Source organism: Kibdelosporangium phytohabitans, assembly GCF_001302585.1.
Classification (GTDB): Bacteria; Actinomycetota; Actinomycetes; order Mycobacteriales; family Pseudonocardiaceae; genus Kibdelosporangium; species Kibdelosporangium phytohabitans.
This window is the reverse complement of record NZ_CP012752.1, coordinates 1518206-1533014: the sequence shown is the minus strand read 5'-3', so window position 1 is coordinate 1533014 and position 14809 is coordinate 1518206. Positions and strand designations below refer to the sequence as shown.

Annotated in this window: 18 protein-coding genes; 6 read left to right on the top strand and 12 right to left on the bottom strand. The window is 67.3% G+C overall.

Annotation, left to right across the window (positions count from 1 at the left end; all coding sequences use genetic code 11):
- The first annotated feature begins 81 nt into the window (after positions 1-81).
- Entirely contained in the window at positions 82-1161 is a 1080-nt protein-coding gene (locus tag AOZ06_RS06965; RefSeq protein WP_054296466.1) for a magnesium and cobalt transport protein CorA, read from the top strand.
- A gap of 73 nt (positions 1162-1234) precedes the next feature.
- On the top strand, positions 1235-1384 hold the full coding sequence (locus tag AOZ06_RS57640; protein ID WP_169798872.1) for a hypothetical protein: 150 nt from the start codon (positions 1235-1237) through the stop codon (positions 1382-1384).
- Positions 1385-1392: 8 nt separating this feature from the next.
- Here AOZ06_RS57640 and AOZ06_RS06960 read toward each other — a convergent pair whose 3' ends face one another.
- The 3 genes from AOZ06_RS06960 to AOZ06_RS06950 are packed head-to-tail and all read right to left on the bottom strand — an operon-like array spanning position 1393 to position 3711.
- Positions 1393-2199 carry an ESX secretion-associated protein EspG gene (locus AOZ06_RS06960; RefSeq protein ID WP_054288674.1) on the bottom strand — a complete coding sequence of 269 codons (807 nt, stop codon included), beginning with the start codon at positions 2197-2199 and terminating at the stop codon, positions 1393-1395.
- Entirely contained in the window at positions 2192-2536 is a 345-nt protein-coding gene (locus tag AOZ06_RS06955; RefSeq protein WP_054288673.1) for a hypothetical protein, read from the bottom strand. The genes AOZ06_RS06960 and AOZ06_RS06955 overlap by 8 nt, the downstream gene beginning before the upstream one ends.
- Positions 2537-2547: 11 nt before the next feature.
- A complete protein-coding gene (locus AOZ06_RS06950; protein WP_054288672.1) occupies positions 2548-3711 on the bottom strand; it encodes a hypothetical protein in 1164 nt (387 codons plus the stop codon).
- A 99-nt stretch (positions 3712-3810) separates the two neighbouring features.
- Between AOZ06_RS06950 and AOZ06_RS06945 the strand changes: the two genes are divergently transcribed.
- From AOZ06_RS06945 to AOZ06_RS06935, 3 genes are read left to right on the top strand one after another with little or no spacing between them, the layout of a single operon-like run.
- Positions 3811-4485 (top strand): metallophosphoesterase family protein, encoded by a 675-nt coding sequence (locus AOZ06_RS06945; protein WP_054296465.1) that lies wholly within the window; start codon positions 3811-3813, stop codon positions 4483-4485.
- A complete protein-coding gene (locus AOZ06_RS06940) occupies positions 4472-5311 on the top strand; it encodes a hypothetical protein (RefSeq protein ID WP_054288671.1) in 840 nt (279 codons plus the stop codon). Before AOZ06_RS06945 ends, AOZ06_RS06940 begins: the two co-directional genes overlap by 14 nt.
- Positions 5312-5353: 42 nt before the next feature.
- Positions 5354-6691, top strand: a complete 1338-nt coding sequence (locus AOZ06_RS06935; RefSeq protein WP_054288670.1) for a hypothetical protein — start codon at positions 5354-5356, stop codon at positions 6689-6691.
- Here the strand turns inward: AOZ06_RS06935 and AOZ06_RS06930 are convergent.
- From AOZ06_RS06930 to AOZ06_RS06890, 9 genes are all read right to left on the bottom strand, one after another.
- Positions 6666-7649, bottom strand: a complete 984-nt coding sequence (locus tag AOZ06_RS06930) for a hypothetical protein (RefSeq protein ID WP_054288669.1) — start codon at positions 7647-7649, stop codon at positions 6666-6668. The genes AOZ06_RS06935 and AOZ06_RS06930 overlap by 26 nt on opposite strands.
- A gap of 74 nt (positions 7650-7723) precedes the next feature.
- Entirely contained in the window at positions 7724-8167 is a 444-nt protein-coding gene (locus AOZ06_RS06925; protein WP_054288668.1) for a type II toxin-antitoxin system VapC family toxin, read from the bottom strand.
- Positions 8164-8493 carry a hypothetical protein gene (locus tag AOZ06_RS06920; protein WP_054288667.1) on the bottom strand — a complete coding sequence of 110 codons (330 nt, stop codon included), beginning with the start codon at positions 8491-8493 and terminating at the stop codon, positions 8164-8166. Before AOZ06_RS06920 ends, AOZ06_RS06925 begins: the two co-directional genes overlap by 4 nt.
- 50 nt (positions 8494-8543) lie before the next feature.
- Complete coding sequence (locus AOZ06_RS06915; protein ID WP_054288666.1) at positions 8544-9725, bottom strand: ABC transporter ATP-binding protein; 1182 nt, start codon at positions 9723-9725, stop codon at positions 8544-8546.
- A 2-nt stretch (positions 9726-9727) separates the two neighbouring features.
- Positions 9728-10570, bottom strand: coding sequence for a carbohydrate ABC transporter permease (locus AOZ06_RS06910; RefSeq protein WP_054288665.1), 843 nt, complete (start codon positions 10568-10570; stop codon positions 9728-9730).
- Positions 10570-11499, bottom strand: coding sequence for a carbohydrate ABC transporter permease (locus tag AOZ06_RS06905; protein WP_054288664.1), 930 nt, complete (start codon positions 11497-11499; stop codon positions 10570-10572). The genes AOZ06_RS06910 and AOZ06_RS06905 overlap by 1 nt, the downstream gene beginning before the upstream one ends.
- Entirely contained in the window at positions 11496-12815 is a 1320-nt protein-coding gene (locus AOZ06_RS06900) for an ABC transporter substrate-binding protein (protein ID WP_054288663.1), read from the bottom strand. Before AOZ06_RS06900 ends, AOZ06_RS06905 begins: the two co-directional genes overlap by 4 nt.
- A 191-nt stretch (positions 12816-13006) precedes the next feature.
- Positions 13007-13531 carry a YflT domain-containing protein gene (locus tag AOZ06_RS06895; protein ID WP_054288662.1) on the bottom strand — a complete coding sequence of 175 codons (525 nt, stop codon included), beginning with the start codon at positions 13529-13531 and terminating at the stop codon, positions 13007-13009.
- Positions 13532-13585: 54 nt separating this feature from the next.
- On the bottom strand, positions 13586-14044 hold the full coding sequence (locus AOZ06_RS06890; protein ID WP_054288661.1) for a winged helix-turn-helix transcriptional regulator: 459 nt from the start codon (positions 14042-14044) through the stop codon (positions 13586-13588).
- 76 nt (positions 14045-14120) lie between these two features.
- Here AOZ06_RS06890 and AOZ06_RS06885 point away from each other — a divergent pair, with 76 nt between their 5' ends.
- Positions 14121-14777: a DUF899 domain-containing protein gene (locus AOZ06_RS06885; protein ID WP_054288660.1), complete on the top strand. Its 657-nt coding sequence runs from the start codon at positions 14121-14123 to the stop codon at positions 14775-14777.
- The last annotated feature ends 32 nt before the right edge of the window (positions 14778-14809 follow it).

The following is a 14809-nucleotide window of genomic DNA, read 5'->3' as shown; positions in this document are numbered from 1 at the left end:
GGGACGCACACGAAGGCCGGAGTCGGACATCGGTCCCTCCGGCGCGTCGCACGCCCGAGCACGACCATGTTGGAGGCCACCATGGCTACGATCCGCCCGCTGAGCGGTCTGCGCGGAAAGCCGGACCGCGGCAACGCGCAAGCGCCGTTGCCGGTGCCGGTGTCCGCCTACGTCGTGAACTGCGGGATCTACCGGGACGGCACGCGCGTACCCGGCCGTTGGACGCACGCCGAGGCGATCGCCGAGGTGCGCAAGCACAACGACGGTTTCGTCTGGATCGGACTGCACGAACCGGACGGCGAGCAGATCACGGGCATCGCCGAGACCTTCGGCCTGCACGAACTGGCCGTCGAGGACGCGGTGCAGGCGCACCAGCGCCCCAAGCTCGAACGCTACGACGAGACGCTGTTCATGGTGCTCAAGACGGTTCGCTTCGTCGAGCACTCGTCGCCGACCACGGCCAACGAGATCGTGGAGACCGGCGAGCTGATGGCGTTCCTCGGCAAGGACTTCATCGTCACGGTCCGGCACGGCAACCACTCCGGGCTGGCCTCGCTGCGGGTCGAACTGGACAAGGAGCCGGACCGGCTGAAGGCGGGCCCGGCCGCGGTGCTGCACGCGATCGCCGACCGGATCGTGGACAGCTACCTCGACGTGACCGAGCGGTTCGAGGACGACATCGAGGAGATGGAAACCACCATCTTCCAGCCGCGCACGCTGGTCAGCGCCGAGCAGATCTACCTGATGAAGCGCGAGGTGCTCGAACTGCGCCGCGCGGTCACACCGTTGGCGAACCCGTTGCGCCGCTTGGCCGAGGGCTACACGCCGCTCGTGCCGGAGCAGATCCGTTCGTACTTCCGTGACGTCGACGACCACCTCACGACGGTGACCGAACGGGTGACGGCGTTCGACGAGATGCTCAACACCCTGATCGACGCCACCCTGGCCAAGATCACCCTCCAGCAGAACACCGACATCCGCAAGATCACCGCGTGGGCCGCGATCATCTCGATCCCGACCATGGTGGTCGGCGTGTACGGGATGAACTTCGACTTCATGCCCGAACTGCGCTGGAAGTTCGGCTATCCACTGGTGCTGCTGCTGATCGTCGCGGTGTGCACGTGGCTCTACCGGGTACTGCGCAAGAACCGATGGCTCTAGCCGGGCGAACAAGCCCGGCCGCCAACTCGTCCCTGCCCCCTGCCCACCTCCTGACACCCTCATGGAGGCCACCGTGTCCAGGTTCCTGTTCAACCCCATGTTCTGGCTCGTCACCGTGATCGTCGCGTGGCTTGTCCTGATCACGTTGTCCATCGCGGACAACCCGGAAGGCGCACGCGCGCACTCGATGCAAGCGCCCGCGTCCCAGCAGCTCGGCCGCTAGCCCGGCTGTCAACGCAGTGCTGCGGCCAGTTTCCGCAGCGCTGCCCGGATCTCCGCACCGCTGAGGGGATTCACGCTCGTCCAGTCCTCGTCCCCGCCCAGCTGGTACCGGCCGTTGCCGGTGTCCAGCCAACGGGTCTCGTCGCCACAGCGGTGCCAGTCGTCCCCGGGTCCCGACCGGCGGGCCACTCCGGCCTGCCCGTTGCCGAGCACAGGTTGCAGGTACTGCACCATCCGGCGGGACACGCGGTCGTCGACGCCGTGCACGGCAAGGATTTCCTCGACCACCCGGGGCGGGAGCTTGCGCGGGCGGACGCCGTCCTCGGTCGGCAGGTCGGCGAGCAGAGCTTCGAACGCCGCCTGCAAAGCTTTGCGCGGCAGCGTGAACGGGGTTGCCGAGGCGGGGTCGAGCCGCGGCACGATCGCGCAGAGCTCATCCACCGCACGGTCGAGCGTCGCCTGTCGCAGCACGACCGTCCCGGACGGATCGGCTGCTCGCTGGACCGCGATGAGCGCGTCGCCGCGGTAGTGCAGCACAACCGCGGCGACAGTGGTTTTCTCCTCCGCCACAACGAGATCCAGTACACCGTCGCCGAACCGGAGCAGGTGCGCGAACTCGTCGGCCTGCCCCAGCGGGCCGTCCTCGTCGGCGAGGCCGCGCCGGGCGAGCTGCTCACGAGCGGCACGGAACATCACCGCGCGTTCCGGTTCGGACAGCCCGGTGTCCGGGATCGTGAGCGGGAACGGCGGCTGCACCTCGGCGAACGTGCACAGCAGGTCGACTTCGACCGGGTGCAGCGCCACGTCCTCACTCATGGAAACGATCCTTGCCCGCGGTGTCGACCTGCTGGTACTTCGACGCGGTCCGCTCGGCACCGTCCACGAACTCCTGCAGATTGGCCACTGCTGTCTCCAGTTGGCCCACCAGCCCGTGGTCGCCGGCGATCCGGTCGGTGAACTTGTCGGCCAGCTCACGTGCCGGCGGGCTGGTGCCCAGTTTCGGGGTCAGTGCCGGGTCGCGGAACTCCGCCACTTCCCGGCGCACCGCGTCGAGGTCCGCTTTCACCTGCGCCACCGCGGCGGCGAACTCACGCAACTGGTGCGGCGTGATCTGCCAGCCGTCACCCGCGGGGACGGGACTGTCCTCGTACATCGGATTCCCTCCTACTGGCCGATGACCGGCGGCGCGGCCTTCAGGTCCCCGGTGAACAAGTCCTCTTCGTGCGGACAACGCCGCCTGCGTTCCTGGTCCTCTTCCTTGCGCCCAGGAGCCGCCCCCATCCCGCCAGGCCCGTACATCGCAGCGGCGCCCCGGCTCGGCCGGGACGTGTTCTCCCCTGGTCTGCCGATCATCGGCGGCACGCCCATCGCGGGCACAGCCGCGGCGAACCGTTTCGAGTCGCGCAACGCGTCGACGTCTGAGCCGCCGGTGTTCCCTGTGCCGTACGGTCCGACGCCGGTCAGCGCGCCCCACCTCGCGGACGCGTTGTCCGCAAAGGACGGTGCCGTGCCGTAGGACCAGCCGGAGGTGCCGAGACCGCCGGAACCCGCGCCGGGAGCGGTGCCCCTGCCGGGAAGGTTGATGCCGGGTGGCATCTTGCCGATCCCGCCCGGCCCGCCGGGACGGTTCCAGATCGGGTCGATGGTGCCGTCCTGCGGCTGCCCGAACCGCGGAGTGGCACGGTCGATGCCCATGATGGCCGTCTCGTAGCGGGTCATCGTCTGCACGGCTTTGCGTTTGAGCTTCTTCTTGTTGCTGCTGAACCCGAACGCGCTGGCGATGCCGCCGATCACCGCGCCCGCCGCGGCACCGAACGGTCCGCCGATCGCGAACCCGGCGGCAGCGGCGCCACCGGCCGTGCCGAGACCGGACCACAACCCGCCTTTGGGTGCGCCGGGCATGGTGCTCTGCGCGGAGGTCAGCGCGCCGCCGGAGTCGTCGACCGGCTCGGCGATCCTCGTCGCGGTCTCCCCGAGACCGGTGATCCACCTGGCGTTGTGCGCGACTTTGTCCCGCGCCTCGTCCGCACCCGCACCTGACCAGAACCTCATCAACGCCACCAACGAGCGTTGCAGGTCCGCGGCGGCAGCGGCGAGCGTCTGGCCCTGCCTGCGCCACGTATCGGCGAGGAACTGCGACTGCGCCGGGCTGGCTTCGTGCGAAACCATCTTGATCAGCGACTCGAGGCTGTAGCCGTTCCAGTGCGTGCCGCCGGTCACGTAATGGTCGTCCGTACGGCCCGCGCCCGTCCTGACCGGCGACGCGCCGCGGATCTGCTGGAGTAGTCCCTGGTAGAAACCGGCTAAGCCGCCTGGCTCCGTGTTCACCGGTGTGCCCTCCCTCAGCCACGCCTGTCGGGAAGTACCCGATTGTCTTCGTTTCGCGGTGACCGCGCGACGGCCGAATTGCGGTCGTAGGCTCAGGTGGTGCCCAAGGTGCTGACCGTGTCCGACGAGGTCGTGGAGTCGCTGTGGACCGACCAGGTCCGCAGGCACCCGGTCGACCTCGTGCTCGCCGCGGGTGACCTGCCGTTCGACTACCTCGAGTACCTCGCCAACGCACTCGAACTGCCCTGTGTCCTCGTACCCGGCAACCACGACGCCGACCTCGGCGGTTTCGCCAAGCGGCGCGGGCTCTGGCTGCGCGACGGGTTCCCGGCGCGCTGGCCGGGACCGCAGGGCTGGGTGGACACCGACGGGCGGATCGTCGACGTCGGCGGGCTGCGGATCGCCGGGCTCGGCGGGTCCATCCGGTACAGCGGCGGGCCCAACCAGTGGACCGAGAGACAGCAGTCACGGCGGGTGAAAACACTCGCCCGCGACGCGCACCGCCGGTACCGTCGAGACGGGCGAACAGTCGACGTGCTGCTGACGCACTCGCCGCCGCTGGGAGTCGGAGACCGCGAGGATCCGCCGCACCGGGGCTTCGCCTGCCTACACGACGCGGTGCGCCGGATGCGTCCGGCATGGCTGCTACACGGACACATCCATCCGCACGGCGAGCAGATCTCCGAACAGCGGCTGGAGGACACCAGGGTCGTCAACACGGTCGGCTACCGGATCCTGGACATCACGCCGGGAGGTGACAGTGACAAGGGGTGACACGGGGTTTCCGCAGGCGGACGCGGAGAACGACTTCCTGCGGGCGCGCCGCAGGCAGGTGCTGTCCCGGTTGGCGGCGTGGCTGCGCCGCGAACCCGACGACGTCAACATCATGCTGCCGTTCGACGAGGTGGTCGACGCGCTCGGGCGGACCGGTGAACGCAAGATCGGCCCGCAGGTGATCAGGCTGGACTCGATCGTCGGCAGCGTCGACCGCACGAGGGACTTCGACCGCCGGTTCCGGCCGATGTCCGGCAGGCTGCGGCAACGCTGGGAACGACTGGCCCGCGCGCAGCGCCGGGGTGAGCCGATCCCGCCGATCGAGGTGTACCGCGTCGGCGACCTGCACTTCGTGTCTGACGGGCACCACCGGGTGTCCGTGGCGCTCGCGCTCGGGCAGGACACGATCGAGGCGTACGTCACGCGGATCGACACCAAGATCTCGGCGAACGGCATCCGCTTCCGCGGCGACCTGATCGTCAAGAACGACCGGCGGTTGTTCCTCGAACGCGTGCCGCTGGCCGGTCCCGCCCGCACGGCGATGGTCGTCTCGGACCCGTGGAACTACACGATCCTGAGCGAAACCGTTGAGGCGTGGGGCTTCCGGCTGATGCAGGACGAGTGCAGGTTCCTCAACCGGGCTGAGGTCGCGGCCCGCTTCTACACCGAGGAGTTCGAACCGGTGGTCGGCATGCTGCGGCAGGCCGGGCTGGTCGGCGACCGCACCGAGGCGGAGGCGTACCTGTCGGTGAGCGAGCAGCGCTACCGGCTGATGCGGACACACCGGTGGGACGACGACGTGATCACGGCATTGCGGAAGGGTTGAGGATTTGCGCGACCGCACCTGACCGGCCACAGTGTCCACTCGATGGACATCGACTTCTTCGCCGCGATCGTCAGGACCGGCACCGTGCTCGGCGCCGACGCGGGCATGAGCCCGCAGGAGGTCAGCCGGTATCTCGGCGACGACCCGTGGGACGAGGAGTCCGGCGGCGTGTTGCGGTGGGACTACGGCCTGGTCGAGTTCTGCTGGGACGTCAAGGGATCCCGGTTCGAGCTCGAACTGCACCGGCTGACCGTGTCGGTGCCGTTCGAGGATCTCCGGGCCAGGGTCGCGCTCGTCGCTCAGGAGGACAGCACGTTCGTCCATCCCACGTCGGGTGTGGCCGTGCACGTACGCGACGGCCTGGTGACGCGGATCGTGTCCACGCGCGGCGGCCGCCGTGGGCTGGACATTCCCGGTGACCGGTTGCCGGCGGTGTTCTCGGCGCCTGGGCGGTACGCCGACATCGTCGAGTCCGGCACGGTCCTCGGGGTCGACGCCGATCTCGATCCGTCGGTCGTCCGCCGGGTGTTCGGGGAATTCGGGTACCGCAACGTCAACGAACCGTCTTTCTGGTGGGGCTACGGCATCCTGGAGATCTTCTGGCACAAGCGGCCGAACGGGCTCGGTGCGCAGGGGTCGCACTTCACCGTGCAGTGCCACCGCCTCGGCGCCATCGGCAGACGGTTGCGGTGGACGGACCTGCGCGCCGAACTCGACCGGCGCGGAGTCGCCCTGGTCGAGTTGACCGGGTACCAGCCGGACCCGGACTACACGGAGTACCTGCAGCCGGACTCCATGATCGTGGTCATGGTCTATCTGCCGGACGACGAGGTTCACGTTGTCCAGTCCAGGTTCCGGATGCGCGACCCGAATCGCGACTGGAGTGACTGGCAGGCGGTCACGCAGAGCCTCAAGCACGCGCTCACGCTCTCCCCGGACGAGCGGATCGCCTGGATCGAGCGCAAGAGACCCGACGAGGACGCTGCCGGCTGGTGGCACCAACGCTGCCAGCTCGCCACCGGCCACGCGTGCGACTCCGGGGCCGTGCCCGACCACGGCGACTGGGTCGCATTCGCGTTCTGGGCGTGGGAGCTCGCTCACACTCTCGGCGTGCCGCCCGCTGTCGTCGCGCGGGAAGTGGCCGCGTTCACGGGCGCTCTCGAGGACCACCACCCCGAGTTCGACCGCCCCACGGCCGATTCCGTGGTCCAGTCGTGCCTGGAGCACATCACCGGCGCGATGGACCGCACCGACAAGGACCTCCTGACAGCCGCCGCTCTGCACAGACACGCCGTGCAGGATCCGTCGCTGCTGGCAGCGTTGGACCGGTGGATCGCGATCCGCACGGACCTGCCTAGCGTTTCCCTCCCGAGGTGGTGACGCGGTCGGGCAACGGGCGCACCTCGTCCATCAACCGGTCCGCGTAGTTGTCGAGCAGGCGCGTACCGACCTGTTGGGCGTAACCGAAAAGCACGGCCCACAGCAGCAGCGCGGCCTGCGACCCGACGTACACGATCCCGCTGACCAGCCCCGCGCCCAACGCGAGCAGGCCGACAGCGGACAACGTGGCGCCGAGCAGGATCTTCACCAACGCCTGGTAGCCGACGAGGACGTACGGCGACAAGTCCGGTCTGCGCCGGATCAGCAGGAGCACAACGGAAATCGTCGCACCCAGCGCACCGAACAGCTGGACCATCCAGACGTCCCAGCCGCTCGCCGCGCCGGTTCCCGTCGGGCACAACGGTTGCTGCACAGCGAGGTTCGGCGGCATACACATCGGGACAAGGCCGGGTCTGATCAGTCCGACCAGCCCGAGGACGGTGTTGAGGACGAACAAGGCGAGGCTGATGACGATCAGCTTGTTGCGCAACGCTCGCGCTGCGGCGTGCGCGTCGTCCGAGGCGTCGAATGCCGCTCGCATCGCGTCCACGACCGTCGCACGGTCCGGGTTCTCCAACTCCATGGCCGCACGACGCGGATCGCCCTCCTCGAGGTACATCCGCACCCTGGCCCGCAGACCCGGCAGCCTCGAAGGCAGATCAGGATCCGCGGCAGCCAAGTAGATCTCGGCTTCGTGCAACGCACGCCACGCGCGTTCGATGTGCCAGCCCGACCACCATGACGCCCCGGACCGCCACCACTTGTTGTCCGCGCTTCGCAGCGCGACATCCACGATCTCCAGCGACACATCGGCTGCCTTGCGCGCGACCTCCGTCGCCGGTGCGGACGGCAACGCCGCCAGATCCGCCCGGACCCGCCGCGCCCGCGACTCGACCGTCAACTGCCAATCGGTGACATCGGCACCGACCTGCCAACCGACAGTGACATTCTCGGCCATGATCGATCACCCCGAGTACAGGATGACATCCGCACAGTGCCGGTTTCAGGGGCCGAACGAGTGGTTTCGCCTGGTCAGGACAGCTCCGGGGGAAGCAGCGAGAATCCCTCCTTCGCGGCTGCCGCTCGCAGCTTCTTGTCCCACGCCGCGAACACGGTGATGTCCGGGTCCGCCTCGGCGGCGAGTATCGCCGAAGCAAGCTGGATCGCATCGAACGTCGCCAGCGAGTGGCACCGGGTCAGTCGAGCCGCTGCCTCCAGGACCACTGGCGTCATTCCGACGACAACGAACGGCGGGCTGTCCTCAGCCTCGAAGAAATCCCGCTCGAACAAGGAAAGCAGCACCTCGGCCTGCCGCTCCGACAGTTCTCCCGTTCGATGTTTGCGCCACAACGCCGACGGCACCTCGACACGAGCGGCATACGAGATCACGAGAATGGGGACCTGCCGGACGAGCTCCTGCCCGTCTTCTTTCGCATAGCGTTTCACCAGCGCGGAGGAGTCCCCGAAAACAGTCATCTACGCCGCTCGTCGGTCACCAGGTCGGACAGGCTGGTCCCCTTGCCCGCCGCCTCCATCGCCTCCTCGATCTCCTCCGGAGAGGGCCGGACACTGTGCTGCCCGACCTGGTCACCGTCCACGTGAACAGGTACAGGAGTGACCACCAGGTCCACTCGGCCGAGTCGCTCCCTGATCCTGGTGTACTCGTCGCTGACGAGGTCCGGGTTGGTGGCTGCCTCCAGCACCAGGGTCATGAAGTCGTTCATGCTGCGCCGCTGCGCCGCAGCGGCCTTGCGGACCCGGTCCACTAATGCGTCTTCTGCTCGCCAGCTCACCTGCGCCATGCTTGCATGCTATCACAATGACAGCATGCAAGCATGGCGGTGTCATGATGTCATCCGGTGTAGGTGAGGTTCTTCCCGTTCGACGGGTCGAACAGCAGCACCTTGTCGGCGTCGAACCAGACGTCCAACGGCTGGCCCTGGCTGGCGCCGGAAGCCGCCGAAAGCCTGGTCACGACCTGCGAACCGCTGTCGGGTACGTCCGCCGAACCCGAGTCGGCCGCCAGCTCCTCCAGCTCCTGCGACGTCGCCTGGTCGCCTTCCACGGTGAAGTAGGCGTACTTGTCCGAGCCCATCGACTCGAGCACGTCCACCGTCGCGGTGAAGGTCGCACCGCCCGCCTTGGCCGTGTCGTCGAGCAGGTGCGCGTCCTCGAAGTGCTCGGGGCGGATGCCCAGGATCACCTCACGGGCCGAGCCCGCCTTCTCCACCAGCCCGCGGATCCGGTCGGTCAGCGCGAACTTGCCGATCGGCGAGTTGACCTCGTTGTCGGCCAGCGTCGCGGGCAGGAAGTTCATCGACGGCGAGCCGATGAACCCGGCCACGAACAGGTTCGACGGCTGCTCGTACAGGAACTGCGGCGACCCGATCTGCTGCACGAGCCCGCCGCGCAGCACCACGACCCGGTCGCCGAGGGTCATCGCCTCGGTCTGGTCGTGCGTCACGTACACCGTCGTCGTGCCGAGCTGCTTCTGCAGCTTGGACAGGGACGTCCGCATCTGCACGCGCAGCTTGGCGTCCAAGTTGGACAGCGGCTCGTCCATCAGGAACGCCTTGGGGCTGCGCACGATCGCCCGCCCCATCGCCACGCGCTGGCGCTGGCCACCGGACAGGTTGCCCGGCTTGCGGTCCAGGTGCTGGGTCAGGTCCAGCGTGGCCGCGGCCGCCTCGACCTTCTGGCGCACGATCTTGTCGTCCACTTTGGCCAGCCGGAGCGGGAACGCCATGTTCTCCCGCACGCTCATGTGCGGGTACAGCGCGTACGACTGGAACACCATCGCGATGTCCCTGTCCTTCGGTGCCTTCTCGTTCACCCGCTTGCCGTCGATGCGCAGTTCGCCGTCGGAGATGTCCTCCAGGCCGGCGATCATGTTCAGCGTCGTCGACTTGCCGCAGCCGGACGGGCCGACCAGGATGACGAACTCGCCGTCGGCGATGGTGAAGTCCGCTTCGGACACCGCGAGGGCACCGTCCGGGTACCGCTTGGTCACCTTGTCAAGCACGATTTCAGCCATCATCAACCCTTTACGGCACCAGAGGTCAGCCCCGCGACGATGCGGCGCTGGAAGAACAACACGAACAGGATGATCGGGATGGTGATCACGACCGCCGCCGCCGACACCGTCCCGGTCGGGTCCTCGAAGTACGAGGCACCGGTGAAGAACTGCAGCGCGGCCGGTACCGTCCGCGAAGCGTTCGTCGACGTCAGCGAGATCGCGAAGAGGAAGTCGTTCCAGCAGAAGATGAACACCAGGATGGCCGTGGTGAACACGCCGGGCGCCGCCAGCGGCGCGATCACCTTGCGGAACGCCTGCCCCGGCGTCGCGCCGTCCATCTTGGCCGCCTTCTCCAGCTCCCACGGGATCTCGCGGAAGAACGCCGACAGGGTGTAGATCGACAGCGGCAGCGCGAACGTGATGTACGGCAGGATCAGGCCGGGCCACGTGTCGAACAGCCCCAGCGCCCGCTCCATGTCGAACAGCGGGGACACCAGCGAGACCTGCGGGAACATCGCGATCAGCAGCGAGACGCCGACCAGCGCGCGCTTGCCGGGGAAGTCCAGCCGGGCGATGGCGTACGCGGCCATCGTGCCGAGGACCACCGCGATCACCGTCGCGATCACCGCGATGCCGATCGAGTTCACCAGCGCCCGCAGGAAGTCCGTGGTCTGGAAGATGTCGATGTAGTTCTGGAACGTCCACTCGGTCGGGATGAAGCTCTTGTCGGTGATCGCCGACTTGGTCTTCAGCGACAGCGACAGGATCCACAGCACCGGTACGAGTGCGTAGACCACCACGACGATGTCGATCAGCGTCCACCGGGTCACCCGGCCCGGCGTACGGGTCGTCATCATGGCCATCAGCGCTTACCTCCTGGGTCGGAACCAGGCGCGGCCGTGCCGAACACCTTGATGAAGATGAACGCGATGATCGCGACCGTGATGAAGATCAGCACCGACATGGTCGAGCCGATCCCCAGGTTCAACCCCTTGATCAGGTTGTTGTACGTCTGGATCGACACCGACGACGTGCCCGGTGTGAGCACGAAGAGGTTGTCGAAGATGCGGAACGCGTCGAGCGTGCGGAACAGCAGCGCCACCAGGATCGCCGGCTTCATCACCGGCACCATCACCTTGGTGAACCGCTGCCACGGCCCGGCGCCGTCCATCGACGCCGCCTTCAGCAGGTCGTCCGGAACCAGTGCGAGGCCCGCCATCAGCAGCAACGCCATGAACGGCGTGGTCTTCCACACCTCGGCCAGCACGACGGTGAAGAACGCGGCCGTCTTGTCGGTCAGGGCACCCGCCGACACGAGGTCGCTGAGGTAGCCGGTCTTGTCGTCCCACGCGTAGCGCCACGAGAACGCGGCGACCACGGTCACGATGCCGTACGGGATCAGCGAGACCGTGCGGACGATGCCGCGGCCGACGATCGTGCGGTGCATGATCAGCGCGAGGCACATGCCCAGCACCAGCTCGAGGATCACCGACACGACAGTGATCAGCATGGTCAGCCCGAACGCGTCCCACCAGTACCCGCTGCCGAGCACGGTGGCGTAGTTGTCCAGGAAGACGAACTCGCTCTGGTTGGGGAACCTGAGGTCGTAGCGCTGCATGGACAGCCAGATCGAGTAGATGACCGGCCAGCCGGTGACCGCGATCATCACGATCGCGGCGGGCGCGCACAGCAGCAGGCCGAGTTTGCGCTCCGCCCGTTTGCCCTCGCTGAGCTCCTGTTTCGGCTTCTTGGCCGCGTCGGCCGGTGCGGGTTTCACCGCGGCGTGGGTCACGGCAGGATCCCTTTCGACTGGAGCGCGTCCTGCAGCTCACGCTTCAGGCGTGCGGCGGTGGCCGGCGGGTCGATGTCACCTGGCGGCGACAGGATCGCCGAGATCACCGTCGACGCGTTCTGGTACGCCGGGGTCAGCGGCCGCGACTCGGATGCCTTGAGCGACTCGAAGACGGCGTCCTTCATCGGGTACGCCATCACCATCGTCGGGTTCGTCTTCTCGTCGGCCGGCTTGTCCTTGTCGACCGGCGTCGGGTCGTCGTACACCGACTGGATGGTCGGCGGCAGCGACTCGTTGATGGCCTGGAACTTCTGGTTGTCGGCGTTGCGCAGGCACAGCGCCGCCTCGAACGATTCTTGAGGGTGCCTCGAGTACGCGCTGACCGCGAGGTTGAAGCCACCGATCGTCGGCTTGGACGGCTGACCGGGGATCACGCCCGGGTACTGCGTCCACCTGAGATGCTGGAACCGGTCCGGCGCGTCGGACTTGATGCTGGCGTAGACGAACGGCCAGTTGAGCTGGAACGCGGCCTTGCTGTTGGCCTGCTGGAAGCCCAGCTGGACCTGTTGCTCCTTGGCCGAGGTCAGATCCGACGACGTGACGCCGACGGACGCGAGCCGCTTGAGGATCTCTAGGCCCTTGACCGCGCCCTCGTCCATCACCACGCTCTTGCCGTCGTCGGACAGGATGTGCCCGCCCGCGGAGTTGACGATGGTGTTGTAGTTGACCACGAGGCCCTCGTACTGGGCCGCCGTCAACAGGATCTGGTGCGGCTTGCCGTCCTTCTTGAGCTGCTCGGCCGTCGAGATCATCTCGTCGAACGTCTTCGGCGGCGACGGCGTGAGCCGGTCGTCGTACCAGAGCAGCTGCACGTTGGTGTTCTTCGTGGCGGAGTAGAGCTTGCCGTTCCACTGCGCGGTGCTCAGCGGTCCGGGGAAGACGTCACGTTCCGCCTCGGCCTTGTGTTGCCCTGTCCATTCCAGAATCCACCCTGCCTCGGCGAACTCCGCGACCCACACGACGTCGAGGCCGAGAACGTCCATTTCGGAATCGTTCGCGGCCAGCCTGCGGACCATCTGCTCGCGCTGCCCGTCGCCTTCCCGTGGCAGCTTGTTGTACGCGATGGTGTATCGACCGTTTGCCTGTTGGTTGCACTTCGCGACGACCTTGTCGAAGACCTGCTCGGGCGAGTAGTACACGTTGATCGTGATGCCCGAGTCTGATCCGCATGCGGCTACGAGCGGCATGGCGATGATCGCCGCCCCCAGAGCCGCGACAAGGCGTCGTCCCCGCGCGGTGCGACTGGCGCTGCGCATGAACCCTGCCTCCTCGTCCTGCGAGGAAACCGGGCATGCCCCTCAGCCGCGCGCCCGGCACCTCGGTGTGCCCCCGAACGCGGTGTGCCCAACCTCACCCGTAACGCGCTCGGGCCCACTGAACTTAGGCGGGTTGATCACCCCTCGCAAGCGATTGGCGGAGTGTCTGCAGAAACGATTGCGTGAAGCTTTTACGGGGTACCACCCGACGGGCGCATTGACAGCTTCGCCAGCAGGTCCCGGCCGCGTTCGGCGTTCCTCGGCTGACAGAGCACGTCGTAGCGGCCCGCCACCAACTGGCTCGCCGACGCGAAGTCACGCCGTCCGCGGGTCGACATGTAGCTGACGGCCGCGAATCCCAGGCCGAACAACACACCCGCCACGACCCCGACAAGAACCGGAACGAGTGACACGCCCTGGCTGGAGAAGTACGCGAGCAGGATGCCGACGAACAACCCGAACCACGCACCGGACAGCGCGCCGGTCCCCAGCACCTTTCCCCACGTCAGCCGTCCGACGATGCGCTCGACGAGCATCAGGTCGACGCCGACGATGGTCACCTCGGTGACCGGGAAGTCCTGACCGGCCAGGTGCTCGACCGCGCGCTGGGCCCCCTCGTAGGTCTCGTAGGAGCCGATCGGCCAGCCCGATGGCGGCGTCGGCAGCCGAGGCAACCCCTGGTTGGGCCGCCCTTGCCCAGAAAAACCACCGGTCACGACAGTTCACCTCTCCACGCCGCAAGCAGTACTTCCATCCTGCCAAGCCGGACATCAAGACGCGAACCCGGCCGCCCCCGGGCCTGGCAGTACGTCGATGTCAGCGGGGGTCATCGGCTTGTGGCAAACAGAGCAGGACAGCTCGACATGTCCGATCTCACCACACCCGTGGTGCCGGTAGAGCACGGGAGGGCCCGCCTGGCCCGCGGTCCAGCGGTCACCCCACTTGACCATCACCATCAGCAGCTCGACCAGCTCCAGCCCCTTGCCGGTGAGCACGTACTCGTACCGGCCGCCGGAGTACGGGCGGCGGTCGAGGACACCGTTGGCGACGAGCCACTTGAGCCGTTCGGTGAGCACCTTGCGCGAGATCCCGAGGTCCTGCTGGATCTGCTCGAAGCGGCCGATGCCGACGTAGACGTCCCGCAGGATCAGCGGCGACCACGGTTCGCCGACGACGTCGAGGGTGCGGGCGATCGAACAGGCCATGTCGCCGAACTGGGTCCGCTGCATGGGATCGAGATTACCCCTTGCAAGTTCCCTGAAGAAACTTATATGGTCCGGTTTCCTCAAGGAACTGGAGTCGACGATGAACCGTCCACCGGTGGTCACGGCGGAGGAATGGCAACGGGCCAGGGAAGCCTTGCTGGTCAAGGAGAAGGAGCACACCAGGGCGCTGGACGCACTGGCGGCCGAACGGCGCAGGCTGCCGATGGTGCGGCTGTCGCCCGACTACGCCTTCACCGACCAGGACGGCAGGGCGGCGAGCCTGGTCGACCTGTTCGACGGCAAGCAGCAGCTGGTCGTCTACCACTTCATGCTGGAGCCGGGCAGCGATCACATCTGCGACGGCTGCGGCTCGTTCACCGACAACCTGGCTCAGGACCAGACGCACCTGAACGCTCGCGACACGCGGCTCGCGCTGATGTCTCCGGCTCCGCACGAGCAGATTTCCTCGGTGCGGTCCCGGTTTGGCTGGGCTTTGCCTTGGTATTCGGCTTACGGCAACACTTTCTACGACGACCTGGGGCTGGGTGGCGGCTTCGGGTTGAGCGTTTTCCTTCGGGACGGCGGTGAGGTTTTTCGCTCTTACTACACGGATGGGCGGGGTGTTGACCGGTTGCGCACCGATCACAACCTGCTTGACCTCACGCCTTATGGGCGCAAGGAGGTCTGGGAGGACTCTCCGGACGGTTGGCCTCAGGAGGCTACTTGGAGTCGGGTTCGGCTTCGTGACTCTTACTGACTCTTGTCCCCTGCTCCGGATCTTTCCCCGCG